This window comes from Actinopolymorpha singaporensis (assembly GCF_900104745.1).
Taxonomy (GTDB): domain Bacteria; phylum Actinomycetota; class Actinomycetes; order Propionibacteriales; family Actinopolymorphaceae; genus Actinopolymorpha; species Actinopolymorpha singaporensis.
This window is the reverse complement of record NZ_LT629732.1, coordinates 1,330,238-1,356,570: the sequence shown is the minus strand read 5'-3', so window position 1 is coordinate 1,356,570 and position 26,333 is coordinate 1,330,238. Positions and strand designations below refer to the sequence as shown.

The window sequence follows — 26,333 nt, the reverse complement described above, 5'->3', positions numbered from 1 at the left end:
TCGGGCCCTTCCGGTGACTGGAGGTCTCACAGGTGTTGCTGCGCGGCGGCGGCGGCCTGGGCCAGCACCGCCTTGACCGGGCGGCCGGTGCGTTCGGCCAGAGCGAGCACGTCGTCGTACTCCGGCTGGGCGTTGACCACCTTGCCGGCGTACGTCGCGACCTTCAGGCGCACCGTGCCGCCGGGGAGTTCGAGGGTACGGAACTCCCGCTCCAGCGGCCGCTTGCGCACCGTGTGGCTGCGTACCCCGATCGCCGGGGTCTGGGTGAAGACCACCTCGCACACCGCGTCGTACCGGTCGGGGTCGACCAGCACCGCCAGCGTGTGCGCCGGGCGGCCCTTCTTCATCAGGATCGGCGTCAGCCAGGCGTCCGCCGCGCCCGCGTCCAGCAGCCGGGCCAGCACGGCCGGCCACACCCGCGGGTCCAGGTCGTCGACGTTGGACTCCACCACGAGCTGGGTCGACTCACCGGGCGACGGCGGGCCGGCGGATCCGGGCGTCCACACCTCCGGGGCGGGCTCGCCGACCAGAAGGCGGACGGCGTTCGCGCGCCCGGGCGTCTCGCGAGTGCCCGCGCCGAAGCCCTGCGCGGCCACCCGCATCGGCGGCTGCGGGCCGTACGTCGCGGCATGGGTGACCAGCAGCGCCGCGCCGGTCGGGGTGCACAGTTCACCGACGGGAGTGCCGTCGATCTCCCCGGCGTACGACGGCGCACCGGCGGCGGCCAGCAACTCCACCACGGCGGGTACGGGCACCGGCAGCCGTCCGTGCGCGGCCCGGACGAACCCGGACCCCACCGCGACCGGCGACACGACCAGCCGGTCCAGGCCGAGGTGGGCCAGCCCGGCGCACACTCCCACGACGTCGGCGATCGCGTCCAGGGCGCCCACCTCGTGGAAGTGGATCGCCTCCGGCGTCGTGTTGTGCACCCGCGCCTCGGCCTGCGCCAGTCGCTCGAACGTCGCGTGCGCGGAGCGGCGTACCGGCTCGGGGAGGTCGGCGTCGTCCAGCAGCGTGCGGACGTCGGCCCAGGTCCGGTGGTGGGTGGAGTCGGTGCCCTCGACGTGCACCAACGTCGCGGCCAGGCCGTTGCGGACGACGTTCTCCGGGCGGAGCCGGATCTTCTCCGGCGCGACGGCGTCGACGGCGCGGGTGAGGACGTCGAGGGGCACCCCGGCGGCGACCAGTGCGCCGAGCAGCATGTCGCCGCTGGCGCCGGACGCGCAGTCCAGCCAGCCGATCCGGCTCACCGGGCGGCTCCGTTCGGGGTGCCGGCGGCCGCGGAGCCACGGCCGGCGTGCGCCCGCCGGGCCACCCTGGCCGCGAACACGCCCGCACCGAAGCCGTTGTCGATGTTGCAGACGACCACGCCCGGCGCGCAGGAGTTGAGCATCCCGAGCAGCGCCGCGAGGCCGCCGAACGACGCGCCGTACCCCACGCTCGTCGGCACCGCCACCAGCGGCACCCCGGTCAGCCCGCCGACGACGGACGGCAGCGCGCCCTCCATCCCGGCGACGACGATGAGGCAGTCGGCGTCGTCGAACTCCTCCTTCGCGGCGAGGAGCCGGTGCACTCCCGCGACACCGACGTCGGTGATGGTGCGTACTCCCGCGCCGTAGGCCTCGACAGTGCGCACCGCCTCGCGGGCCACCCGCGCGTCGGACGTGCCGGCGGCGAGGACGCACACCAGGCCCACCGGCGTGGGCGGCGGGCCGAGGGTCGCCGTGCCGGCCACCTCGTCCAGCCGGGCGTCGGGGAACGCCGCGCGCACCCGGTCCAGCGCCGTGGCGTCGAGCCGGGTGGCGAGCGCGGCCCGGTCCGGGTGCGCGGTGTGCAGGTGGCGCAGCAGGTCGACCACCTGGTCGGGGGTCTTCCCGGCGCCGTAGACGACCTCCGGGTCGCCGGTACGGGTGAGCCGGTCGGTGTCCAGCCGGGCGTATCCGAGGTCGACGAAGCCGGGGTCGGCCTCGGTGACCTGGATGACCTCGGCGTTGGTCTCGGCGTGGTTGGTCTCGGTGGCGTGACCGGGGTGGAGGTTTCGGCCGGCGTCGTCGGGGGCGGGCGAAGTCATGGACCGACCCTAAGTCCGAGCGTGGCGGACCCGGCCGGGAGCCTGCCCGTCCACACCACCCACCGGCGGCAGAAGTCGCCCCGGCCGGACATTGTTCGCGTGCCGCGGCACCCCGAACTTCTCACGGTCACGAGCCCGCGGAACCTCCCCGGCCCCTCCCCTGCGGCGCGGTTGACATCCTCGAACACGCGTTCGATGATGCTGGAGTGGTCGGGACTTCACAGGCATCCGCGCTGGGCACGAGCCCACTTCCTGTGCGGCACCGCAGCGTGTCATCGGAGGCCGGCCCCAGGCGGTCCGCGGCCGACCGGGCAGCGGTGCTCGCCGAGCTTCGGGCCGAGATCGCCGCCCGGCCGACGACCGCGGGGGTGGCCGGGCGCGCGGTTCCCACCGTGCCCGCCCTGCCGGCGTTCGCCGGCCTGTTGCCCGACGGCGGGTTGCGGCGCGGCGCGAGCTACACCGTGGCGGGGTCGACCACGCTCACCCTGGCCCTGGTCGCCGGCGCCTCCAAGGCGGGGTCGTGGTGCGGCCTGGTGGGGTTCTCCCACCTCGGTGCCGAGGCGGCCACCGGGCTGGGCGTCGACCTGGGCCGCCTCGTCCTCGTGCCCACGCCCGGCCGGAAGTGGCCGGCCGTGGTGGCGGCACTGGTCGACGTCCTCGACGTGGTGGTCGTCCGCCCACCCACCTCGGCCCCCGACGGCGAGGTACGCCAACTGGCCGCCCGGGTCCGCGAGCGCGGCGCCGTGCTCGTCGTCCAGGACGCGGACTGGTCGGGCAGCGAGCTGGGGTTGTCGATCATCTCGAGCACCTGGCACGGTCTCGGCGCCGGCCACGGGCACCTGTCGGCACGCGAGGTCACCATCCAGGCGACCGGACGCGGAACGGCCGGTCGGCGCCGTACCTCCCGGCTGTGGTTGCCCGACCACGCCGGCGCCGTGGCGGTGGCGACCGAGCCCGCCACCGCCACGGCCGACCAGCCCACCGTCCGGCCCGTCGACCAGCCGGCCGACCGCTCGGACGAGCAGCCTGGGGAGGTGATCTCCCTCGCCGGCCGCCGGTTGTCGGCGTGACGTCCCGGCGATCCGAAACTCACGGGCGCCCGTCGGTGGGCACTGGCATGATCGCGGAGGACTCGACAGCCGCAACGAGGCAGCCACGGGAGAACGCATGCCGACGTACGCCATCGCCAACCTGCACGACCCGAAGTACCACCCGGACGTCACGGAGTACATAGAGCGGATCCAGGGCACGCTCGACCCGTTCAACGGGCGGTTCCTGGTGCACGGCACCCAGCACGAGGTGGTCGAGGGCTCCTGGCCGGGCGGCGTGGTCGTGATCGAGTTCCCGAGCCTGGCGGACGCGCACGGGTGGTACGACTCCCCGGCGTACCAGGAGATCCTCCACCTGCGCACCGACCACATCACCGGCGACGTGATCTTCGTCGAGGGCGTCTCGGAGGGGTACGACCCGGCGAAGACCGCGGCCGCGATGCGTGCGGCGAACGAAGGCGCGACCGGCCAGGAGTAGGCCCCCCGCGTCGATCCGGTTGACAAGGATCGAACGTGTGTTCGACGATAGGGCCATGGTTCCGGTCCGGTCGGGCGCTCCGCGCGGCCTCACCCCCCATCTGGGGAAGCTGGGGGTGGTGGGGGGATGAGCGCCGTACGCACCCTGGTGGTGTGGTGCCCCGACTGGCCGGTGACCGCGGCCGGACGCGACGCCGGGTGTCCACCCGACGCTGCGCTGGCCGTGCTCGACCGCGGCCGGGTCCTCGCGTGCTCCCAGGCCGCTCGCCACCAGGGCGTACGCCGGGGCCTGCGGATCCGCGAGGCCCAGTCCCGGTGCCCCGAGCTGACCGTCCTGGCGTACGACCCGGCGGTGGACGCCCGGGCGTTCGAGCCGGTGGTGGTCGCGGTCGAGACGCTCGCTCCCGGCGTGGAGATCATCCGCCCGGGCATGTGTGCGCTCGCCGCCCGCGGTCCGAGCCGCTACTTCGGCGGCGAGCAGGCGTTCTCCGAGGCGTTGCGCGAGCAGCTGCGGCAGGCCGGCTTCCAGAGCGTGATCGGCATCGCCGACGGCCCGTTCGCTGCGGAGCAGGCTGCCCGGCTCGCGGAGCGGGCGGGCGAGCCCGAGCTGGCGTTCCCGCCCGGTGAGTCCGCTCGCTGTCTCGCGCCCCTGCCGATCGACACTCTGGGCCGCCCCGACCTGGTCGACCTGTTGCGCCGGCTGGGCATCCGCACGCTCGGCGAGTTCGCCGCGCTGCCCGCCCGCAGCGTCCTCGGGCGGTTCGGCTCCGACGGCGTGGCCGCGCACCGGCTGGCCGGCGGCCGCGACTCCCGCGCCCTCGCCACCCGCAGGCCCCCGCCCGAGCTGGCCACCGAGGTGGCGTTCGAGCCGCCCGTCGACCGGGTCGACCACGTGGCGTTCGCGATCCGCGGTGCCGCCGACCAGTTGGTCGCCGGCCTCGCCGAACGCGACCTGGTGTGCACCTGCCTGCGGGTGGAGACCGAGAGCGAACGCGACGAGCCCGCCGGCCGGCAGTGGCGGCACCCCCGCTGGTTCAGCGCGGCCGACGTGGTCGACCGGGTCCGCTGGCAGCTGCAGGGCACCCGCACCGACTCCGGCGGACCCGCCCAGGAGCTGACCTCCGGGGTGGTCCGGATCCGGCTGGTGCCCGACGAGGTGGCCGCCACCGGCGCCTACCAGGACGGCCTGTGGGGCGACCAGGCACCCGACGAACGCATCCACCGAACCTTCACCCGGGTGCAGAGCATGCTCGGCCACGACGCGGTGGTGACGGCCGTCCTGTCCGGAGGCCGGGCCGCCGCCGAACGCGTGACCTGGGTGGCGTGGGGCGACGAGCCCGCCCCCGCCAGACCCACAGTGCCGCCGTGGACGGGGCACTTACCGCCTCCGGCCCCGTCCACGGTGTTCCCCTCCCCCGAGCCGGTCGACGTCCTCGACCCCACCGGCCGGGCCGTCACCGTCGGCGAGCGGGGCGAGATGTCCGGTGACTGCCGGACCCTCGCCCGGCCCGGCGGGTCGGTGACCGCGCTGCCCATCGTCGGCTGGGCCGGGCCCTGGCCGGTCGACGAACGCTGGTGGGATCCCGACGCCGCCCGCCGCTACGCCCGCTTCCAGGTGGCGTGCGCCGACGGGAGTGCGTTCGTGCTGCTGCACGAGGCCGGACAGTGGTGGATCGAGGCCGGCTATGACTGAGCTGCTGGGCACGCTGCGCGGCGGGTGGTCCTGATGGGGTGGAAGAACCCGCGGATGCCCTGGTCGGAGCTGGAACGCAAGCTGTCCGGGCGCCGGCCCGGCGGGCCGCCGGCCGAGGTGGACGGCGGCGACAGCCCTGCCTGGACCTCCGTACGCCCGCCCTACGACCCACCCCCCGACGAACGCCCGAAGCGGCCCGACGGCCCGGTCGTCCCGTACGCCGAGCTGCACTGCCACTCCAACTTCAGCTTCCTCGACGGCGCCAGCCACCCCGAGGAGCTGGTCGAGGAGGCCGTGCGGCTCGGCCTGCAGGCGCTCGCGCTGACCGACCACGACGGGCTGTACGGCGTGGTCCGGATGGCCGAGGCCGCGGAGGCTGCCGACTACCGTCTCGGGACGATCTTCGGGGCGGAGCTGTCCTTCGACCTCACCGAGCCGCAGAACGGCGCCGCCGACCCCGAGGGCAGTCACCTCCTCGTCCTCGCCCGCGGCGAGGAGGGCTACCACCGGCTGGCGGGCGCGCTCACCGAGGCGCAGCTTCGCGGCGGGGAGAAGGGCCGGCCCACCTACGACCTGGACGACCTCGCCGCCCGCGCCGGCGACCACTGGCTGGTCCTCACCGGCTGCCGCAAGGGCACCGTGCGGCAGGCCCTCGACCGCGGCGGCACGGCCGAGGCGGGCCGCGAGCTCGACCGGCTGGTCGGGCTGTTCGGCCGCGACCAGGTGGCGGTCGAGCTCATCGACCACGGCTACCCGCTCGACTCCGACCGCAACGACGCGTTGACAGAGCTGGCCCGGTCCCGCCGGCTTCCGGTGGTCGCCACCAACAACGTCCACTTCGCCACGCCCGAACGCCGGCCGCTGGCCACCGCGCTGGCAGCCGTTCGTTCCCGCCGCAGCCTGGACGAGATCGACGGCTGGCTGCCCGCGGCCGGCACCGCCCACCTGCGAACGGGCGCGGAGATGGCCGCCCGGTTCGCGCGCTATCCCGGCGCCGTCGCCCGCACCGTGGAGTACGCACAGACGCTGGCCTTCCCGCTGCGCCGGGCGAAGCCGCGACTGCCCCGGCAGGACGTTCCGGCGGGGCACACCCCGATGAGCTGGCTGCGCGAACTCGTCCGCCGGGGCGCCGAACGCGCCTACGGCACCTACACCGGCCGGTTCGCCGATGAGACCCGCGCCCGGCTGGAGAAGGAGCTGCGGGTCATCGAGGAGAAGGACTTCCCCGGCTACTTCCTCATCGTGCACGACATCGTGGAGTTCGCCCGGAGCAGGCGAATCCTCTGCCAGGGAAGGGGATCCGCGGCCAACTCCGCGGTCTGCTACGTCCTCGGCATCACCTCGGTCGACGCCATCTTCTACGACCTGCCGTTCGAGCGCTTCCTGTCCGCGACCCGGGAGGAGGAGCCCGACATCGACGTCGACTTCGACTCCGACCGGCGCGAGGAGGTCATCCAGTACGTCTACGAGAAGTACGGCCGGTACAACGCCGCCCAGGTCGCCAACGTCATCACCTACCGGCCCAAGATGGCGATCCGCGACATGGCGAAGGCCCTCGGGCACAGCACCGGGCAGCAGGACGCCTGGTCCAAGCAGGTCGACTCGTGGGGCACCACCGCCACGGTGGACAGCGACATCCCCGCACCGGTGGTGTCGATGGCCGAGCAGTTGCTGAAGTTCCCGCGCCACCTCGGCATCCACTCCGGCGGCATGGTGCTCACCGACCGGCCGGTGGGCGAGGTCTGCCCGATCGAGCACGGCCGGATGGACGGCCGCACGGTGCTCCAGTGGGACAAGGACGACTGCGCATGGATGGGCCTGGTGAAGTTCGACCTGCTCGGCCTGGGCATGCTCGCCGTCCTGCACTACACGATGGAGGGCATCCGCGAGCACCTCGGCGAGGACTGGGCGCTGGCCACCATTCCCAAGGAGGAGCCGGGCGTCTACGACATGCTCTGCCGAGCCGACTCGGTCGGGGTGTTCCAGGTGGAGAGCCGGGCGCAGATGGCGACGCTGCCCAGGCTGCGGCCGCGCCGGTTCTACGACCTGGTGATCGAGATCGCCCTCATCCGCCCGGGCCCGATCCAGGGCGGTGCCGTTCACCCGTACATCCGCCGCAAGCTCGGCCACGAGCCACCGACGCCGCCCCATCCCACGCTCGCCCCCGCACTCGAACGCACCCTCGGCGTCCCGCTCTTCCAGGAACAGCTGATGCAGATCGCGATGGAGGTCGGCGGGTGCACCGGCGACGACGCCGACCTGCTGCGCCGGGCGATGGGTTCCAAGCGCGGGCTGGAGAAGATCTCCTCGCTACGGCAGAAGCTGTACGCCGGGATGGCCGCGCGCGGGATCACCGGCGACACCGCCGACATGATCTACGAGAAGATCGAGGCGTTCGCCAACTTCGGGTTCGCCGAGAGCCACTCGATCAGCTTCGCGCTGCTCGTCTACGCCTCCTCGTGGTTCAAGCTGCACTACCCCGCGATGTTCCTGGCCGCGTTGCTGCGGGCCCAGCCGATGGGGTTCTACTCCCCGCAGAGCCTGGTCGCCGACGCGCGCCGCCACGGGGTCGAGGTACGCGGCGCCGACCTGCACCTGTCCGGGGTGCACGCCGACCTCGAACTCCTCGACCCGAGCCTGTCGGGCGCGGACCCGAGCCCGACGGCCGGGACCCACGGCGCGGCGCCGACCGGGGACCCGGCGTGCGTCGACACGTACCACCCGCCGGTCGGGGAGTTCGATCCGGACGCGCCCGCAGACGACGCCCGGCACCGGCGCGACGGGCGGTTCGCGGTACGCCTCGGGCTGGCCGGCGTCCGCTCGATCGGCGCCGACCTCGCCGGGCGGATCGTCGCCGAGCGCACCGCGCACGGGCCGTTCGCCGACCAGGCCGACCTGGTTCGGCGGGTCGGCCTCACCTCGGTGCAGATGGAGGCACTGGCGACGGCGGGCGCGTTCGGGTGCTTCCGGATGTCCCGGCGGGAGGCGCTGTGGGTCGCCGGCAGCGCCGCCCAGGAACGCCCCGACCAGTTGCCGTCCAGTGGCACGTACGCCAGGCAGGGCAGCGGGTCCGTGGCCAAGCCCACACGTGGCAGCGTGCCCAAGCCGGCGGGGCCGGCGCGCGAGGTGCGGCACGAGCAGGTTCCGCTGCTGCCCGACCTGAACCCCGCCGAACGCGTGATGGCCGACCTGTGGGCCACCGGCATCTCGCCCGACGACTACCCCACCCGGCACGTACGCGACAAGCTCGACGAGCTCGGGGTGATCCCGGCCGCCCGGCTGCGCACCACCGAACACGGCCGCCGCGTGCTGGTCGGCGGCGTCGTCATCCACCGCCAGCGACCGGCGACAGCGGGCGGGGTCACCTTCCTCAACCTCGAGGACGAGACCGGCATGGTCAACGTCATCTGCCCGCAGGCGGTGTGGAACCGCCACCGCCGGGTCGCCCGCGACTCCCCCGCCCTGCTCATCCGCGGCCGCCTCGAACGCGTGGAGGGCGTGACCAACGTGGTGGCCGAGAAGTTCAGCCGGCTGCCGCTCACCATCGCCACGATGTCCCGCGACTTCCGCTGACGTCCCGCGACGTCCGCCGAGCGTGCTTCGAACCACATCGTCGTGGGATCATCGCGGCCGTGCACCCGTTGACCTTCGACGCGCTCCTGTGCGACCTGGACGGCGTACTCCGGATCTGGGATCCCGAGCACCTGGCTGCCCCCGAGACCGCCAACGGCCTGCCCGCCGGTGCGCTGGCGGCGGCCGCGTTCGCACCAGACCGGCTGCTCCCCGCGATCACCGGGCAGGTCAGCGACGAGCAGTGGCGGGCAGGCGTGGTTGACGATCTTGCCGAACGCCACGGGTCACGGGCTCGCGCGCTGGCGGCCGTCGACGCCTGGTCGGCTCCCGCCGGCCGGGTGGACTCCGACGTCCTCGACCTGCTCGACGCGGTGCGTACCCACGTCCCGGTCGTTCTGGTCAGCAACGCGACCACCCGGCTGGAGCGCGACCTCGCCGCGCTCGGGCTCACAGCACACCTGGACGCGGTGGTCAACACCTCCCGGATCGGGGTGGTGAAACCCGACCCGCGGGTGTTCCGGTACGCCGCCGCGCTGGTCGGCGTGGACCTGTCCCGGTGCCTGTTCGTCGACGACCAGCCCGGCAACGTCGAGGCGGCACGGGCCCTCGGGATGCAGGGGCTCGCGTACACCGGCCCGGCCGGCCTGCGCGCGGCCCTCGGCCACGCGGGCTCTCCGGCGGATCAGGGCGCCAGGCCGGGCGGGTCGAACGTGGCTGCGCAGGTGCAGGTGCCCGGCTCGACCTCGGTGTAGCCGGCGTCGCGGACCGTCGCGGCGGCCACCTCTCCGTCGACGATCCGGCCCCACCGGTCCGGAGTAGCCGTGGTGATCCGCAGCGGGAAGTCCGCGGACGCCCACGCGGCGACGGTCTCGTCGTCGAGTTCGAGGAGCGCGAGGTGGGCGGCGTGCCCGACCTGGGCACAGGCCTTGCCGGTCGACATCCTTACCCCCGGAGCGAGCATGATCGACAGCACCGGCCGGCCGGCCGGCTCGGCGTCCCCCGACTGCTCGGCCTCAGCCGCGTGCTCGGCGTCACCCCACTGCTCGACTCCACCGGGCCGCTCCGCTGCACCACGTCGCTCCGCCTCGGCGCCCTCGGCGTGCGCCAGGTCCAGCCCCTCCACCTGCAGCTTCGACACCTCCACCGGCGGCCGCGCCACCGGGTGGGGGGCCAGCGCGCGTACTTCCGCGCCACCGGAGCGGGCGGTGAGCCCCGGCAGCCGTTCCACCTCGGTCCACCGGATCCCGCGTGCCCGGCGTACGACCTTGCGGATCCGGCCGTCCATCCAGCGCTCGAGGCCGGCGTGCCACGGCCCGCCCGGTGCGCTGTCGGGGTCGGCCAGCAGTCGTACGACCGCCAGCGCCGACGCCGCCAGCGCGTCCTCGTGGGTCGGCAGGCTCGCCTTCTCCACCCGGACCACCAACGGCAGCGCCCACGGCTCGTCGTCGTCCCGCTCCGCCTGCCCGATCCACGCGAGGTTGCGCCAGTGCTCGCGCCACCAGCGCACCGCGGTCACAGGGTCGGGAGCCTTGTCAACCTCGGCTTGCGCAGGCAGCCCGGACTCCTCGCCGGGAAGGCCGGCGAACTGGCTGGGCTGGACGGGTTCGGTCACCGGGCCAGTATCCGCGCGGCTGCGTGGCGCACAGCCGGGCGGGTACGTTGGAACGCCGAAACGCACCCGACGCAAGGGAAATGTCCATGACCGAACAACCGGAGCGGCAACCGAGCCGGCAACCGGACTTCGCGCCCATGCCCACGGACTGGCAGCGCTGCCTGGCGATCGTCGCGCACCCCGACGACCTGGAGTACGGCGCGGCCGGCGCGATCGCCGGCTGGACCGCGGCCGGCCACGAGGTGAGCTACCTGCTGGTGACGCGGGGCGAGGCGGGCATCGACAACCTCCCACCCGCCGAGGCCGAGAAGGTCCGCGAACGCGAGCAACGCGCCAGCGCCAGGGTCGTCGGAGTGGACACTGTGGAGTTCCTCGACCACGCCGACGGCGTCATCGAGGAGGGCCCGCGCCTGCGCCGCGACCTCGCCCGGGCGATCCGCCGGCACCGGCCCGAGCTCCTGCTCACGCTGAACCACCACGAGAGCTGGGGGACGCCGGGCAGCTGGAACACCCCCGACCACCGCGCGGTCGGCCGGGCCGTACTCGACGCCGCGGGCGACGCGGGCAACCGGTGGATCTTCCCCGAGCTCGTCGACGAGGGTCACGAACCCTGGAACGGCGTCCGCTACGTCGCGGTGGCCTCCTCGCCGTACGCCTCGCACGCCGTCGACGTCACCCGCACCCTGGACCGGGCGGTTGCCTCGCTCGCCGAACACCACGCCTACATCTCGGCCCTGGACGACCGGGACCCGGCGGAGTACGCCCGTGAGCACCTCACCGGCTACACGCAGAGCGCAGCGGAGAGGTTCGGCGGCCGGCCGGCGGTGTCGTTCGAGCTGTTCACCCGCTGACGGGTCAGCCGGGTCGGCCGCCGACCTCACGGCGTACGGCTGACACGGCGGCACTCACCCGGGCGGCGCGCGTCGGCCCCGGGCCGGCCTCGGTGACGTACCCCACCAGGTGCCGAAGGTGCCCTTCGCCCACCTGGTCTGCGTCGACGCCCGCGGCGGCGAGGGCGGCGGCGAGATCGGCCGGTACGCCCACCCGGCGCCGGCTTTCCGGCAGTACGAGCGTGCCCTCCCAGGACTCCGGCCACGACTCCGGCGGGTAGTCCGGCCGGGCGTCCGTACCGCTCGCTCCCCTTGCACCCAGCGGGCAGACCAGGGTCACGTCGTCCAGTGTGAGCACCCGGACCCGCGTCGCCCGGCACGTCACCTGCGTCGACCCCGCCGGCGGTTCCGCAGGCCGCGACCCGGTGAGCAGCAGCACGGCCGGTCGGTAGCTGTCGTACCCGCTGAGCCGGCGGTCCAGCACGTACGCCGTCGCGCCCGCGTGGACGTGCCGGCGCCCGCGTACCGCGATGCGCGTGCCCCCGTACGCCCGCGAAAGTCCGCTCATCGGCACGGTCCGGTCAGCGGGCGGCCCGCGTACGTCGAGTACCACAGCGGCCGGTAGCACCGCCATCGCTCGGGCACCAGGCCGCGCGGCGCGGCGACGCGTTCGACCTCGCGCCGGATGTCGAGGTAGTACGCCGGCTCGCCCGCGCCCTCGGCGCGCAGCAGATCCATCAGCGGCGTGTGCGACTGGTACACCTGCACGGACGGGAACACCGTGCAGTGCGGGAGCAGCGTGCGCAGGAAGTCGCGCATCAGCGGGTACGGATCCAGGCCCACGACGTAGGTGAACGACGTCTGCAGCCCGGCCGCCCGCGCGCGGGCCAGCAGGCCGGGCATCTCCGCCGCTGTCAAGCTCGCCTTGCTCGCCTTCAGCAGGACGTCCCTGCGCGACGCGCACTCGGCGGTGAGGTAGAGCAGGAAGGGCCCGATCTCGCGGGCGATCTCGGCGAACGCCTCCCGGCTGCGCAGGACCGAGGTGAGCAGGCCGATCCGGGGAGTGAGGCCGTGTTCGGTGAGCACCCGGCGCACCGTCCGCAGGTGGGCGAGGGCGCCCTGCTCGGTGTGGAAGCAACCGGTGGAGATGGTCACCTCCGCCAGGTCGCGAAGCGTTCCGCCCGGTGGTAGCTGCGCGGCCAGGCCCGCCAGCAGGGCGGCGAGTTCGTCCTCGAGCCGCAGCCTGGGGTCGACCGCGTCCTCCAGCGTCGTGGGGCAGAACGCACAACCGGTGCAGCGGCTGCGGGCGTTCGGGTTGAGCGTGGCGGCCCGCCAGGCTCGGCCGTCCCAGCAGCGCAGGTATCCCGGCACCGCGTCGTCCGCGGCCCGGCGTTCGACCCGGGCGAGTGTCCGGCCGTCGGCGCACAGCCGGTCCTCGACGAGTTCGAACGGCGAGTCCGGGCGGCCGGAAGGTACGACGACCACACGCGACTCACGCTCACCGGTCACCCGCACCAGCAGCCGGATCCGGGCGCCGAGCGGAGTCCGGATGCCGTACAGGTTGACCGCGACCAGGACCAGCTCGGTCCAGGCCACGCCGTGTTCCCGGGCGAGGCCCTGCCACCTCGCCAGGGCCGACGTGTCGACGAGTGCCGTCATGGCAGACCCACTTCCACCGACGCGCCGCCGCCGAACGCCGGTGGCGATTCGTGCGACAATTCCCGCGCGAAATCCCTGCCGGCGAGGAGTTCACCGTGCCCGACACCCGCAGCGTCCTGGTCACCGGAGCGACCGGCAACCAGGGCGGCGCCGCCGCGCGGGCCCTGCTCGAGCGCGGCTGGTCGGTACGCGCGTACGTCCGCGACCCGGCCAAACCCGCCGCCCGCGCGCTCGCCGATCTGGGCGCCGAGCTGGCGACCGGAGACTTGGACGACCCCGACGCCCTGCGCGCGGCGATGACCGGTGTGCACGGGGTGTTCAGCGTGCAGCCGCTCGCGACCAGTGCCGAACAGCTCGCCGCGGAAGTACGCCAGGGTGAGTCCGTCGCCGACCTTGCCGCGCAGAGCGGAGTCGCGCACCTGGTCTACAGCTCGGTCGGCGGCGCCGAACGCCACACCGGCGTCGACCACTTCGAGACCAAGGCGGAGGTCGAACGCCACATCGCGCGGCTGGGCCTGCCCGCGACGGTGCTCCGGCCGGTCTACTTCATGAACAACCTGCTGTACTTCGACGTTGCCGACGGCGAGCGGGTCGTCAACCTGCCGTTGCGCCCGGACCGGCCGCTGCAACTGGTCGCCGCCGACGACATCGGATGGTTCGCCGCCGACGCCTTCGACCACCCGGACAGCTACCTCGGCCGGCAGCTCGAACTCGCCGGAGACCAGCTCACCCTGCCCGAGATCGCGGCGGCGTTCGAGCAGGTCACCGGCGTACCCACGCGTTACCACGCGGAGCCGATCACGTCGCGCATGTACGAGTGGTTCGCCGAGTCCGGCTACCAGGCCGACATCGCGGCGCTTCGGGAGCGGCACCCGGACATGCTGACGTTCACGGACTTCCTGACCCGGCGCCTCGCCCGGTAGGCAGGGCCTCCCCGGCCCGGGGAGTGCGAGGAGGCATCCGTACGGCATCGCCGGCCGACGGCTGATCGCGACGTGACAGGCACCAACGGACCAGCCACACCAGGATCGCGATCTGCACCAGCGGGGTCGCCGTGTCGCGGATCCGGTCGGTCACGAAGCCGACCACGGCCGGCAGGTCGACCACCCGGCCCGGCACGTACGCCGCGGCCATCATGGCCGTGCGGGCGAGCACCATCGAGTCCAGCCGGCCGGCGACCAGTCCTGCCAGCGGAGCCCAGGCGAGCAGGTCGTACCACGGCAGGCTGTACTGCGTGGTGAACACCCAGGCCAGACAGAGTACGGCCGCCACCCGGACGGCCTCCGGTGTCGGGTCGGCCGTCGGATCGGCGGTCGTGTCGGTTCCCCCCTCCACCGGGGCATGCACCGCGGTCGGCACCGCGCGCCACAACAACGCCGCGAGCAGCACGGTCGTCACCGCGGAGGCGACGGCGATCACCGCCCGGGCGGCGGGCATCGGCAGCACGAACAGGTAGAGCGGCCCGAACAGCAACCGCCACGGCGTACCCGACGACACGAAACTCGGCGCCGCCAGCACCCGGTCGAACACGTGCGGCCCGGCGAACACGTACGTCCCGACGAGCGTGAGCAGCGACCCCGCGCACAGTGCCGCCGCCGCCCGCGGTGACCGGCGTAGCGCCCACAGCAGCGCCAGGCCGTACAGCCCGACGGTGAGCTTCACCGCCCCGCCCAGGCCGACCAGCAGCCCCGCCACGAACGGCGACCGGCGGACCACCACCAGCGCCGCCACCGCGAACACCACCGCCTGGGCGTCGTTGTGCGCGCCCGCGACGACCAGCCAGGCGAGGACGGGGTTGGAGAGGACGCACAGCACGGCGCGGGCCCGCGCCCGCGGCGCCCGCCCGGCCAGCCGTACCGCCAGCAGCCCCACGGCGACGAACGCCAGCGAGTTCGTGACCTGCAGGCCGAGCACCGTGGCATGCGTGGAGCCGCCGCCCAGCCAGGCAGCCGCCTGCTGCAGCCAGGTGCCGACCGGGCCGTAGACGGAGGTCGCGGTCTGCCAGGGCCGTTCGGTCGCCGTGACCACCGGGTCGGATCCGTGCAGCACGTACTCTGCCGGCGCGGTGAGGTACGGGTCCCCGCCACGGGCCGCGATCCGGCCGTACGCGGCGTACATCAGGACGTCGCCGGACGCCATCGGCGGCACCAGAGTCAGCGCGGTCACCCCGGCGACCCCGAGTGCCGTCAGCCGGCGTGGAGCCGGCGTCCACCCGGCGGACAGGGCCCGCAGGCCGGCGTACAGGCCGAGGGCGCCGACGGCCAGCCCGCTCAGCGCGAGCATCACCACCAGCCAGGGCGCGGGATGGGCGTCGAACCAGTACGGCGGCCGCCACGCCGCCCGCTGCGGAAGGGTGAGGGCGACGACGGACGGGCCGAGCAGTCCGGTGACGGTGAACAGCGCGAGGCTCGCGCCCAGGCAGGTCACGGCGAGACGACCCACCCGGGCGGCCCGGGCGGCCTGGTCAGTTCGCGTGTCGGTCACGACGTGGAGTGCCGGCATCAGCGTCCGGGTCGGCGTCAGCGTCGGTGTCGGTGTCGGTGTCGGCCGATGCGCGGCGGGCGGGTGTCGCGAACGCCGGAAGCGAGGGAAGAGCCGGCAGGGGTACGACCCCCCGCCGAGCCAGCGCCTCGGCGACGTGCAGCCACTGCCGGCCGCGGTGGATCTGTCCCCGCCAGTCGGCGCCGGTCACCCGGTGCTGGAAGTCGACCGGCACCTCCGCGACCCGGAAACCCCTGCGCAGCAGGTCGATCGTCATCCCGACCTCGACCCCGAAGCCGCGGGCGAGCGGGGTGACGCCGTCCAGTGCGGGCCGGCTCAGGCAGCGCTGCCCGCACAACGGCTGGGTGGCCTGCCACCCGGTCGCCCGGTCGATGCCGGCTCGGGCGAGCCGGACGACGAAGCCGTGCCCTCCACCGGGGCCGCCGTTCTGCGGTGGCATCACCGCGATGGTGACGTCGGCGGTGCCGTCCAGGACAGGGCGAACCAACGGCTCGGCCCGGGCAGCGCTCTCGGCCAGGTCCGCGTCCAGGAACAGCAGGTGCCGCGGATCGGCGGGGTTCTCCCGCGCCTCGATCGCCGACACCGCCTGCGCGCCGGTGGCAAGTGCGGCCGCCTTGCCGCGTGGGCGGTGGTGGCCGACGACCACGGCACCGGCCTCCTGCGCGTGCACCGCGGTGGCGTCCCGGGAGCCGTCGTCGACCACGACCACGAGGTCGACGGCGGTCACCTTCCTCGCCGCGCGTACGGTCGCGGCCACCCGTGCGGCCTCGTCACGCGCGGGGATGACGACCGCCACCCGGGCCGCCGGCGGGGACGTGGGAACGGACACGACCCGAGCCTATGACGTAGCGAGTGGATCAGGAGGCGTTGCGCGTCAGGCGGTGTCGTACGTCAGGACCCGTCAGGACCGGCCGGGCGCCAGGCCCGACTCGTGCGTCAGGTCGAGCACGGCGTACACGGTGGTGGTGCGACCACCACGGCGTACGCCCCACCGAGAGGAAAGGTCGTCGACGATCGCCAGCCCACGGCCGCCCAGCGCGGACGCCGGCAACTCCAACGGGCGCGGCTCGGTCGGCCCGCCGCCGTCGGTGACGCTCACCTCGAGCTGGTGCGGATGCCGCCTCCAGGTCACCCGCAGCGCACCGGTGGGGAGGGGCCGCGCGTGCCGGAGGGCGTTGCCGACGAGTTCGCTGAGGACGAGCACCGCGTCATGGACGTCGTCGGAGGCGACACCGGCGGCACGGAGGTCGGCGGCCAGCCGCCGCCGTGCCGTCCGTGCGCTGGCGACCTCGAACGGCAGCACCAAGGCAGTGGAGGTCGTCGAACTCTCGACGGATACCACAGTCACGCCTTCTCCTTAGACCTCCGCTCGCCACACCTTTGTGCCGTGCCTTTCCGCGTAGGCATGACGCTTTGCTTCCCGCACCGACAGGGGCGGAAACCCTCGCTCGCCCGGGCAACTGGCTGCCCACGCGAGCGCACGCGGGGTCACAGGTGATGTTTTCCGGATGTGGCCAGGAAGTGGGACGGCTCGGCCGGCCGCGCCGAACCACCGACGGATGGCTGTGGACGGCTCCCCCGAAGCACCTGGCGACGCCCGGTAACCTCGCCCACTGTGACGTGGGCGAATGGCTGGACCATGCGAGCAGCGGGAATCCTACTCGCGCCGGCCCTCGCCCTCGCCACCGTGGTTCCGGCGGTGATCTCGCCGACCGTGTCGGTCGCCGCTGCGCCGAACCCCACGCCCTCCCCCACCTCTCCCACGCCCACCCCCACAGGCACCGCGAATCCGGGTGAGGACGCCGGTGCGGGGAACGCGCCGGTCGACCCCGGCCGCTACCAGAACAACACCTGCCGCAACCAGTACGCCGGTTCCGCGTCGAGCGCCGGACAGCCCTGGGCGCAGGATCGCCTCCAACTGGACAGGCTGAACTCCTTCGCCACCGGGCGCGGCGTCACCGTCGCCGTGGTCGACACCGGTGTCGACTTCCGCAACCGCCACCTCACGCCCGCGCGGGCACCGCACGCAGCCAGCTTCGTCCAGGACGAGGACACCCCGATCCCGCCGTGGCGCGACTGCGCTCCCGGCGGCCACGGCACCCTCGTCGCGGGCATCATCGCCGCCCGCTCGATCCCGGGAGGCGGCCTGCGCGGCGTGGCACCACTCGCCGACATCCTGTCCGTACGGGTCGCGCCCGGGCCGGAGCAGGGTTCGGCCGCGGCGCTCGCCGACGGGATCCGCTATGCCGCCGACAACGGCGCCGACGTCATCAACGTGTCCATCGTCACCGGCACCGAGTACGACCCGCTCGGGCAGGCCGTCCGCTACGCCCTGGACAAGGGTGTGGTGGTGGTCACCGCCGCCGGGAACACCGGGGGCAACCAGGGCAACGCCCAACAGTGGCCGGCGGAGTTCGCGGCGGAGAAGGGGTACGAGGGCCTGATCGTGGTCGGCGCGGTCGACGAACAGGGCAAGGTCGCCGATTTCAGTACCACGTCGGTCCCGGTGTCCGTCGTCGCGCCCGGCACCAACCTCGCCAGCACCGCCCCCATGACGAACTACCAGCGAGGTCAGCAGGGGACGAGCTTCGCGGCGCCGTTCGTCTCCGGCCTCGCCGCCCTGCTGGTGGAGAAGTACCACCATCGGCTGACGCCGGTGCAGGTCAAACAGTTGATCGAGGACACCGCCGACCATCCGGGCCTGGACCTTCCGGACCGAAGCTACGGCTACGGGGTGATCAATCCGTACGAGGCACTGACGCAACTGCTCCCCCAGGCGGGCGCCACGCGACGCCCGGAGACCGGTCCGGCGATCGCCCCGCTTCCCACGCCCACACCCGCCGACGCGACGCCGCGCAGGGTCGCGCTCGGCGTCGGCGGGGCCTCGGTCGCCCTCACCCTGCTCGTAATCGCCGGGGTCGCGGTCACCCGGCGCGGCCGGGCACGCGGCTGGCGGCCGGGCCCGGACGACGGCGCCGGCCGGTAGGCCGGTAGGCGCGCGTGGCTGGCTGGCAAGGCGGAGGAGGAGTCGCGTAGCGGTGTTCTACGGGCGACGACGACAACGCAGCCAAGGCACGATGCGGGGAGCCGCGAGGGGTCAGGGGAGGGGCTGGTCGGTGGATCCCTTGACGTACGCGGTCTGGATCAGCCTGGTGCCGAGGCGGCGGCTCACCAGCGTGCCGCGACCGGGCGGCAGCGGCGCACCTCGTACGCCGCCCCACAGCTGGCCCTCTTCCCTGGTGCCGGACATGATCAGGCCCGGGTTGCCCATGTCCCGGATGCGCTGGACGATCGGGTCGTACATCGCCCGGCCGGCGCCGCCGAAGCCACGGGCGATGATCAGGTGCAGGCCGATGTCGCGGGCCTGGCTCACCAGGTCGGTGATCGGCGCCAGCGGGTTGCCCGACGAGGTGGCGACCAGCTCGTAGTCGTCGACGATGAGGTAGAGGTCCGAGCCCTTCCACCAGGTCCGGTTGCGAAGCTGCTCCGACGTCACGTCCGGGCCGGGAAGCCGCTTGCGCAGCGCCGCGCCGACGTCCTTGAGCAGCGACGTCGCGGCGTCGGAGGACGCGGCGAAGCCGATCAGGTGGTCACCGCTCACCGCGTCCAGCAGCGCACGGCGGTAGTCGACGATGATCAGGCGCGCCTCGCTGGGCGGGTGCCGGTCGACGATCCCGCGGGCGATGACCTCGAGCAGGTTGGACTTGCCGCACTCGTTGGCGCCGAACACCACGAGGTGCGGCTCCTCGTCGAGGTTGAGGTAGACCGGTGCCAGCTCGTCCTCGTCGATGCCGATGGGAACGCCCGGCCGCGGGTCCGTGCCCGCCTGGGGCAGGCTCTGCAGCGGAAGCTCCTCCGGCAGCAGTCGCACCGGCGGGGCGGCTGGTCCCTGCCAGGCGTCCGCGACCGCCGCGACCATCGCCTGCACACCTTCGGCGACGTCCTCGGCGTCCTCCACCCCGTCGATGCGGGGCAGCGCACCGAGGAAGTGCAGTTGCTCCGGCGAGAGTCCGCGACCAGGGCGGTTGGCTGGGACGTTGGCGGCGGCCCGGCGGTCGATCTCGGAGTCGTACGGGTCTCCGACCTTCAGCTCCAGCCTGGTCTGGATGAGGTCCTTGATCGCCATCCGGAACTCCGACCACTTGTTCGCCGTGGCCACCACGTGGATGCCGAACCCGAGCCCGCGGGCGGCCAGGGTGGTCACGGCGGACTCGACGGCCTCGTGGTCGGCACGGACCGTCCCCCACCCGTCGACGACGAGGAACACGTCGGAGGCGAACCGGTCGGGCTGGATGCGTCCCTGCCGCCGCATCCGGCGGTAGGTGGCGATGGAGTCGACACCGGCGTCGGTGAAGGCGCGTTCGCGCTGCTCGAGCAGGGTGGTCAGCTCACCGACGGTACGCCGGATCGCGTCCGCGTCGAGGCGGGTGGCCACCCCGCCGACGTGCGGCAGCCCGAGCAGCGCCGACAGCGTGCCGCCGCCGAAGTCCAGGCAGTAGAACTGCACCTCGTCGGGCCGGTGGGTGAGGGAGTACGACGCGATCAGGCTGCGCAGCAGCGTGCTCTTGCCCGACTGCGGTCCGCCGACGATGCCGACGTGGCCACCCGCTCCGGCCAGGTCGAGCCACATCGGGTCCCGGCGCTGGTAGTACGGCTTGTCCACGATCGCGACCGGGGCTCGCAACTGCCCGCGGCCCTCCCAGTCGACGGTCAGGCCGTTGTCGGGGATCACCGTGAGAGGGCCGGGCAGGAGCGAGTCGAGAGTCGGCGGAGTGTCCAGCGGGGGCAGCCACACCTGGTGCGCGGCCCGGCCCATGGACTTCAGCTGGTCGACCACCAGGTCGACCAGCACCCGGGGCTGGGGCCGGTCCTGCTGGGCGTACGCGGGCGTCTCCGCGGGCTCCGGTTCGGGCTCCTCCGGCACCTGCACGATCTCGGGCTCGACGTAGTCGGTGGTGTAGGCGGTGATCCGCGGCACCCAGCGCTTCTCGCCCGGCTTCGGCGGCGGCTTGCGTCCCGGCCCGGCGGCCAGTGCCGAGGGCTCGTAGACCCCGCCGACGTAGGCGGCCTTGAAGCGGACCAGGCCTTCCGTACCGACCTTGAGGTAGCCGCCACCGGGCTCACGTGGCAGCTCGTAGGCGTCGGGAACGCCGAGCACGACCCGGCTCTCACCGGCGGAGAAGGTCCGCAGGCCGATGCGGTAGGACAGGTGCGTGTCCAGGCCGCGCAGCTTGCCCTCCTCCAGCCGCTGGGAGGCCAGCAGCAGGTGCACGCCGAGGCTTCGGCCCAGCCGGCCGATCATGACGAACAGCTCGATGAACTCGGGCTTCGCCGACAGCAGCTCGCTGAACTCGTCGACCACGATCCACAGCGACGGCATCGGCTCCAGCGGCTTGCCCTTGGCGCGGTCGTCCTCGTAGTCGCGCAACGAGCCGTAGTTGCCGGCCTGCCGGAGCACCTCCTGGCGGCGGTTCATCTCACCGGCCAGGGCGTCCTGCATCCGGTCGACCAGGATCAGTTCGTCCTCGAGGTTGGTGATGACCGCGGAGACGTGCGGCAGGCTGTCCAGGCCGAGGAACGTCGCGCCACCCTTGAAGTCGACGAGGACGAGGTTGAGCGCGTCAGGGGAGTGCGTGACGGCCAGGCCGAGCACGAACGTGCGCAGCACCTCGCTCTTGCCCGAACCGGTGGCGCCGATGACCAGGCCGTGCGGGCCCATACCGCCCTGCGCGGACTCCTTGATGTCCAGCTCCACCGGCCGGCCGTCGGGGGTGAGCCCGAACGGGATGCGCAGCCGGTCGCGGCGCGGGCGCGGCTGCCAGATGACGTCGGGGTCGAGGTGGTGGGCGTCGGGGATGCCGAGCAGGCTCATCAACTCCAGCTCGTACTGCGGCTTCTCCTCCTCCACCTCCGCCTGCTCCTCGATCACGCCGGTCGGCCCCACCAGCGCCGACCGCAGCGGGGCGAGCTGGCGGGCGAACGACTCGGCCTGGGCCACGGTCAGCTCGTCGGGCCGGCCGAGCAGGCTCTCCTTGCCGCCCTCGTCCGGGTCGTCGTCGGAACCCGTCGCGACGTGGAAGACCTGGTCCGCGGTGACCCGCAGCCGCATCACGCCGTCACCGAACCGGCGGACGGCGTTGCCGGTGAGGTCGATCACCGTCACGCCCTGCGGCGGCGCGCTGAGGAACCGCGAGTCGGTGCTGGCGTGCCCGCCGTCGACCAGGACGACGACGTGCGGCTGGTCGGTGAGCGGCTTGCCGTTGGCGGAGAAGAACGGGCGGTTGGCCAGCTCGGGCGCCAGCAGGCGTTCGAGCTCGGCCAGTGACGAGGTGACCAGGCGCACCTGGCCGGCGCCGTCGGTGGCGGTGGGATGCAACGCGTGCGGCAGCCACTTGAGCCAGTCCCACTCGGCCCGCCGGTCGGGGGACAGGCAGGACGCGACGACGAACTCGTGCGGCGCATGGAACGCGGCGAGGTGCGCGACCATCGCCCGGTTCAGGCCACGGACGGCCTGCGGGTCGCCGTCCATGCGTACGTGCGCGAACCCACGCAGGGACACGGCGATGGGTACGTCGGGAACGGTGCGGTAGGTGGCGATGAACCGGCGCAGGGCACCCGCGGCGACCGGCTCGAGATCCTCCACCGGCTTGGTCTCCGGCGCGATCAGCTGCAGGACGAACCGCTGGACGCCCTTGGCGACGCGTACGTGCCCGAAGTCGCGGTCGGCGGGCCGGCGTTCCCACAGCCGCCGACTCAGCGGCAGCACCCACAGGCTGTCCGGCTCGGGGTAGCGCCACTCCAGCGCCTCACGCTGCCGGTTGGCGGCGGTGCGGACCCGACGGCGGAGCTGGCCGAGGTAGCGGAGGTAGTCGCGGCGGCTGCCGTCGACCTGGTGCTTGCGCTCGCCGTTCTTGCCGCCGCTGCCGAGCTGGCTGATGTACATCCCCACCATGGACACGGCCATCGTGCCGCTCATCAGCAGCCGCATGGAGTTGTTGCCGGTGGAGCCGCTGGACAACATGAACGCCATCACCGCGCCGCCGCCGAGCATGGGCAGGATGCCGAACATCTTCTGCATCGCCCCGCCGGGCGTGGCTTCCGGCAGCTCCGGCGGCGCCTCGAACAGCACCTCGCCCTTGGGCATCGCCGGTGGCTGCCGGCGACCGGGGCGACGGTAGAGCACCGTGCTCACTGCGCGGCCCCCTCTCAGCCGGACCCTTGCGTGCGGTGGATGTGCGGTGGATGTGTTGGGTCATGCGGTGTGGTGCGGTATCAGACAATGGCAGACAATACGACCCGGCACGGACAGGCCCCGAGACGTCCGCATTTCCGCCGCCGTGCACCCGGTCCGCCGGTTTCAGGCTGCCCCAGCGCGATGAGGAGATCAACAGTGGACGCGAACAGCGGCGTGGAGCTCTGCCGCGTCACCGTCGTCGCCCCACGCACCCGGATGGACCTCGCCCTGCCGACCGACACCCCGCTGGCCGACCTGTTGCCGACGCTGCTGCGGTACGCCGGGGAAAACCCCGACGACCCGGCGTTCCTGCGCGGCGGATGGGTGCTTCAGCGGCTCGGCGAGTCCTCCTTCGACCCGTCGCTGCACCTGTCCGGCCTGGGCGTACGCGACGGCGACGTGCTCCATCTGCGCCATCGTGAGCAAGCCATCCCCGAGTTCGCGTTCGACGACGTGGCCGACGCGGTCGCGGTGGCCACCCGGGAGCGGCGGACAGCCTGGCAGCCGTCCGACGCACGGACGACCGCCCTGTCGGTGGCCGGCACCTTCTTCGTGCTGGGCGCGCTGGTGGCGCTGGCCACCGGCCCCTCCTGGCTGCTCCAGTCGGTGGTGGCGCTGGTCGCCGCGGCCGGCCTGGTCGGCGGAGGTACGGCGATGTCGCGGGCCTTCGGTCAGCCGGACGCCGGCGTGCTGCTGGCCGCCGCGGGCGTCGGCTACGCGGGCGTCGGTGGCCTGCTCCTGCTCGGGGGGGACCACCGGCTCGGTGACTTCGGCGCCCCGCAGGCACTGGTCGGATGCGCGCTGGTGCTCGTGCTGGCGACGGTCTCGGCGTTCGCGGTGGCTGCCGGATGGGACGGCTTCCTCGGCGTCGCGGCCACCGCGCTGGTCGGGGCGCTCGCGGCGGCGGCGGTGCTGGTCCTGTCCGCCTCGGCCGGGGTGGTGGCCGCCGCCACGGTGGCGCTCGCGCTGGGTGTGATGCCGTTCCTGCCGACGATCTGCGCCCGGCTCGCCCAGCTCCCGCTGCCGCAGCTGCCGACCAGTTCGGAGGACCTGCGCCGGCAGTCCGGCGTGCTGCCGGGGCCGACCGTCCTGCAGCAGGCCGTCGTCGCCGACAGGTTGGTGGCCGCGCTGATCGCCGCCACCACCACGGTGTGCGCGGCGGGCGCGGTCTACCTCACCCGGCAGCCGGGCTGGTTCGGCCCGGCCCTGGTCGGCGTGACCGGGCTCGCGTTGTTCCTGCGGTCGCGGCACTTCCGGGGCCGTACGCACCGGCGGTGGCTGGTGTGCGGCGGGGTCGCCTGTGCCGCACTGCTGGTCTGGCGGCTGGCGACCGGCGGGTCGGGTCTCTCGGGATCCACGACGGTTCTCGCGGTGGGCGTGCCGTGCCTGCTCGTCGCCGCCGCACTCGGCGCCTGGGCGGTCAACGCGCCGGGCCGGCGGCTGTCGCCGTACTGGGCCCGCTACACCGATCTGTTCGAGGTGCTCGTCCTGCTCACGGTGGTACCGCTGGCGTTCGGCGCGATGGGCGTGTACGACGCGATCATCGCCCTGCTGTCCTGACGGCTCCGCCGGCCCGACGGCGGACCCGTCGCTCAGCGGCCGCCGAACAGCCGTTGCTCCATGCCGCTCAGCCCGAGCTGACCGAACGCCAACTGGCCGGCGGCAGCCACCGCCACGACGTCCGGTGGCATCTGGGTGAGCCAGCCGGCGCGGTCCCTGGCCAGGCCGAAGCCACGCCGGGCCACGTCGGCGGCGGCCGGCTCCACCCGCTGCGCGATCAGCAGGTCCGAGGACCGCAGCCGCTGCTCGTCGGTGGGTTCGAGGTCGGTCTGCACCGACATGAACGTCTGCCAGTCACCCTGCTCCCACCGCGGCAGCGCCTGGTGGTCACGGGTGGCGTCGATGACCAGCGACGGCCGGGCCACGCTGCCGGTGGCACTCACCCGGGCACCCGTCGGCAGCACCGTCAGCCAGGCCGGCCCGCGCGGAACGGCCGACACCAGCCGGCCCCAGGCGGCCACCGCGTCGGTCACCACGGTGACGTGGGCGCCGACCGCGATCGCGCGGTACGCGACGAGCTGGGCCAACTGGCCGCGGGACACCACGCAGATGCGCACCGGGTCGCTGCGGAACAGTCGTACGACCAGCGCGCCGGCCTGCCCCGAACCCAGCACCAGCCCGGCCGGCGGCAGGGTGAGCGAGACGTCGTCCAGGTCGTCCGGCCGGGTCTCGTGCGCCTGTACCTGGGGGACGTGGCTCCGGCGCGTTCGGCGGCTCACCGGGCGCCGCCTCCCATCGGGATCGTGGCGATCAGGCCGGGCAGTTGCTCCCCGTCCAGCCGGACGACCCCGATCCGGGCTCGGCCACCTGCCTTGGTGAGCTGCCGGAACGCCGTCCGGGCGAGCTTGGCGTCGTCGGCGACGACGCGGACGAAGGTGGTCGTACGTACGGTACGGTCGGGTGCCCAGGTGAGCGCGAGCGACGCCACGGCGGCCCGTACCGGCAGCCCGGCCATCGCCGCCAGCAACCGGGACAGCGACGGGATGCCCGCCCGCGGCCAGCTCCGCAGCCAGCCGCTGACGTGGGCGACTCCGTCGCAGCTCCAGCCACGCCAGGACTCGGTGGTACGGCGTTCGCGGCGGCCGCCGGTCGCGCGCTGGGGGTCGACGCCGAGGGTGAGGTCGAGAACCTCCCGTAGCTCCGCCTCGTCCAGCGGACGGCAGGGCAGCCCGGACGAGGACAGCACCTTGGTGGCCCAGCCGACGGTGGTCCGCAGGGCCCGGCTCACCGCGTCGACGTCGGAACCGTCCAGCGTCACCGACGTACCGTCGCGGCCCGGCTCCAGCCGCAGCGCGATCCACCAGGAGGTCGCCGCCGGGGTCGAACCGCCGCTGATCTCGGCGTACGACGCACCGAGCTGAGCGGCGTACGCACCCAACGTCGGTGCGGGCGCCGGCAAGGTGCGGACGAGCAGTTGTGCGGAGGCGAGCCGGACCCCTTCGGCGTCACCGACGCTCGCCAGCGCACCCAGTGGGATGCGGACGGGATCGGCGGAGGCGATCAGGTCGTCACCGCGCGGGCCGAGAACGACGACGTAGCCGGTGCCGTCGTGGGCGACGCCGGCCGGGCGCTCGCCACGCCGTCCGGCGACCGCCGACAGCTCGAACGCCGGCAGCCACTCCCGCAGCGGAGCGAGCCCCGGATCGTGGGGCGGGGCCGGCGCGGCCTGTGCGTTGCGCCGGCGAAACCGTGTCCACACGCCCAGCCAGCGCCACAGCGGCCGGCCGTTCCACCACACCGCGGTGCCGATCACGACCGCGAGGAACACCACTCCGCCGAGTACCAGCAGCGCTCCGCCCACGGCCACCCCGGCGGCGAGCAGTCCCACCGCGACCTCCCACGCGACGAGCGTGGCGACGGGGAGAGCACCCAGGTGGCGGCCCGGGTAGGAGCGGCGCAGCCGGGCCGGTCGCCGCCGACTTCCGGCCGAGTCTCCTCGCCGGTCGTCGCGGCCGGTGCGCCGGTCGCGCCTGCGGCCGTTCGCCGGGGACGATCCGGTGCGAGTGGTCGGTTGCGGGGCACGGACAGCGGACACCGGACCCCTCCTCCCGTGGACTTCAGGCGCACCCGTCG

The 26,333-nt window shown here is 73.7% G+C and carries 20 protein-coding genes; 9 read left to right on the top strand and 11 right to left on the bottom strand.

The window, feature by feature from the left end; genetic code table 11:
- Positions 1-26: 26 nt before the first annotated feature.
- Together larC and larB are read right to left on the bottom strand one after the other, a co-directional pair.
- The gene (gene larC, locus BLU27_RS06155; protein WP_241827811.1) at positions 27-1,250 is read right to left on the bottom strand and encodes a nickel pincer cofactor biosynthesis protein LarC; all 1,224 of its coding nucleotides are present in this window, start codon (positions 1,248-1,250) and stop codon (positions 27-29) included.
- On the bottom strand, positions 1,247-2,071 hold the full coding sequence (gene larB, locus BLU27_RS06150; RefSeq protein ID WP_092651431.1) for a nickel pincer cofactor biosynthesis protein LarB: 825 nt from the start codon (positions 2,069-2,071) through the stop codon (positions 1,247-1,249). Before larB ends, larC begins: the two co-directional genes overlap by 4 nt.
- A 206-nt stretch (positions 2,072-2,277) precedes the next feature.
- Here larB and BLU27_RS06145 point away from each other — a divergent pair, with 206 nt between their 5' ends.
- The 5 genes from BLU27_RS06145 to BLU27_RS06125 all read left to right on the top strand — a co-directional run bounded on the left by BLU27_RS06145 (position 2,278) and on the right by BLU27_RS06125 (position 9,615).
- The gene (locus BLU27_RS06145) at positions 2,278-3,141 is read left to right on the top strand and encodes a hypothetical protein (protein WP_197681701.1); all 864 of its coding nucleotides are present in this window, start codon (positions 2,278-2,280) and stop codon (positions 3,139-3,141) included.
- Positions 3,142-3,238: 97 nt separating this feature from the next.
- Positions 3,239-3,598 (top strand): DUF1330 domain-containing protein, encoded by a 360-nt coding sequence (locus BLU27_RS06140; RefSeq protein ID WP_092651428.1) that lies wholly within the window; start codon positions 3,239-3,241, stop codon positions 3,596-3,598.
- A 126-nt stretch (positions 3,599-3,724) separates the two neighbouring features.
- Positions 3,725-5,290, top strand: coding sequence for a DNA polymerase Y family protein (locus BLU27_RS06135; RefSeq protein WP_092651425.1), 1,566 nt, complete (start codon positions 3,725-3,727; stop codon positions 5,288-5,290).
- Positions 5,291-5,323: 33 nt separating this feature from the next.
- Positions 5,324-8,863, top strand: coding sequence for an error-prone DNA polymerase (locus tag BLU27_RS06130; RefSeq protein ID WP_092657244.1), 3,540 nt, complete (start codon positions 5,324-5,326; stop codon positions 8,861-8,863).
- A gap of 59 nt (positions 8,864-8,922) precedes the next feature.
- Positions 8,923-9,615 (top strand): HAD family hydrolase, encoded by a 693-nt coding sequence (locus BLU27_RS06125; protein WP_092651423.1) that lies wholly within the window; start codon positions 8,923-8,925, stop codon positions 9,613-9,615.
- Here BLU27_RS06125 and BLU27_RS06120 read toward each other — a convergent pair.
- A complete protein-coding gene (locus BLU27_RS06120; protein WP_197681700.1) occupies positions 9,546-10,475 on the bottom strand; it encodes a peptidyl-tRNA hydrolase in 930 nt (309 codons plus the stop codon). The two genes, BLU27_RS06125 and BLU27_RS06120, sit on opposite strands and share 70 nt — an antisense overlap.
- A gap of 86 nt (positions 10,476-10,561) precedes the next feature.
- Between BLU27_RS06120 and BLU27_RS06115 the strand changes: the two genes are divergently transcribed.
- Entirely contained in the window at positions 10,562-11,326 is a 765-nt protein-coding gene (locus tag BLU27_RS06115) for a PIG-L deacetylase family protein (RefSeq protein ID WP_092651420.1), read from the top strand.
- Positions 11,327-11,330: 4 nt separating this feature from the next.
- Here the strand turns inward: BLU27_RS06115 and BLU27_RS06110 are convergent, their stop codons facing one another.
- Entirely contained in the window at positions 11,331-11,873 is a 543-nt protein-coding gene (locus BLU27_RS06110; RefSeq protein ID WP_157728265.1) for a hypothetical protein, read from the bottom strand.
- A complete protein-coding gene (locus BLU27_RS06105; RefSeq protein WP_092651414.1) occupies positions 11,870-12,964 on the bottom strand; it encodes a hypothetical protein in 1,095 nt (364 codons plus the stop codon). Before BLU27_RS06105 ends, BLU27_RS06110 begins: the two co-directional genes overlap by 4 nt.
- Positions 12,965-13,059: 95 nt before the next feature.
- On the opposite strand from BLU27_RS06105, the gene BLU27_RS06100 reads away from it, so the two are divergent.
- On the top strand, positions 13,060-13,887 hold the full coding sequence (locus BLU27_RS06100; protein ID WP_092651411.1) for an NmrA/HSCARG family protein: 828 nt from the start codon (positions 13,060-13,062) through the stop codon (positions 13,885-13,887).
- Here the strand turns inward: BLU27_RS06100 and BLU27_RS06095 are convergent.
- The 3 genes from BLU27_RS06095 to BLU27_RS06085 form a co-directional block, all read right to left on the bottom strand.
- Positions 13,853-15,448: an MptA/MptB family glycosyltransferase gene (locus BLU27_RS06095; protein WP_157728264.1), complete on the bottom strand. Its 1,596-nt coding sequence runs from the start codon at positions 15,446-15,448 to the stop codon at positions 13,853-13,855. The two genes, BLU27_RS06100 and BLU27_RS06095, sit on opposite strands and share 35 nt — an antisense overlap.
- Positions 15,429-16,295: a glycosyltransferase gene (locus BLU27_RS06090; RefSeq protein WP_092651405.1), complete on the bottom strand. Its 867-nt coding sequence runs from the start codon at positions 16,293-16,295 to the stop codon at positions 15,429-15,431. The genes BLU27_RS06095 and BLU27_RS06090 overlap by 20 nt, the downstream gene beginning before the upstream one ends.
- Before the next feature lie 72 nt (positions 16,296-16,367).
- Positions 16,368-16,814, bottom strand: coding sequence for an ATP-binding protein (locus BLU27_RS06085; RefSeq protein ID WP_092651402.1), 447 nt, complete (start codon positions 16,812-16,814; stop codon positions 16,368-16,370).
- Positions 16,815-17,105: 291 nt separating this feature from the next.
- Between BLU27_RS06085 and BLU27_RS06080 the strand changes: the two genes are divergently transcribed.
- A complete protein-coding gene (locus tag BLU27_RS06080; protein ID WP_092651400.1) occupies positions 17,106-18,452 on the top strand; it encodes a S8 family serine peptidase in 1,347 nt (448 codons plus the stop codon).
- A gap of 111 nt (positions 18,453-18,563) precedes the next feature.
- On the opposite strand, the gene eccCa is transcribed toward BLU27_RS06080, so the two are convergent.
- A complete protein-coding gene (eccCa, locus tag BLU27_RS06075) occupies positions 18,564-22,658 on the bottom strand; it encodes a type VII secretion protein EccCa (protein ID WP_092651397.1) in 4,095 nt (1,364 codons plus the stop codon).
- A 198-nt stretch (positions 22,659-22,856) separates the two neighbouring features.
- Between eccCa and eccD the strand changes: the two genes are divergently transcribed.
- Positions 22,857-24,260: a type VII secretion integral membrane protein EccD gene (gene eccD, locus BLU27_RS06070; RefSeq protein ID WP_157728263.1), complete on the top strand. Its 1,404-nt coding sequence runs from the start codon at positions 22,857-22,859 to the stop codon at positions 24,258-24,260.
- Positions 24,261-24,292: 32 nt separating this feature from the next.
- Here eccD and BLU27_RS06065 read toward each other — a convergent pair whose 3' ends face one another.
- Both BLU27_RS06065 and BLU27_RS06060 read right to left on the bottom strand, forming a co-directional pair.
- Positions 24,293-24,979, bottom strand: a complete 687-nt coding sequence (locus BLU27_RS06065; RefSeq protein WP_092651392.1) for a hypothetical protein — start codon at positions 24,977-24,979, stop codon at positions 24,293-24,295.
- On the bottom strand, positions 24,976-26,295 hold the full coding sequence (locus BLU27_RS06060; protein ID WP_092651389.1) for a type VII secretion protein EccE: 1,320 nt from the start codon (positions 26,293-26,295) through the stop codon (positions 24,976-24,978). Before BLU27_RS06060 ends, BLU27_RS06065 begins: the two co-directional genes overlap by 4 nt.
- Positions 26,296-26,333 lie beyond the last annotated feature (38 nt).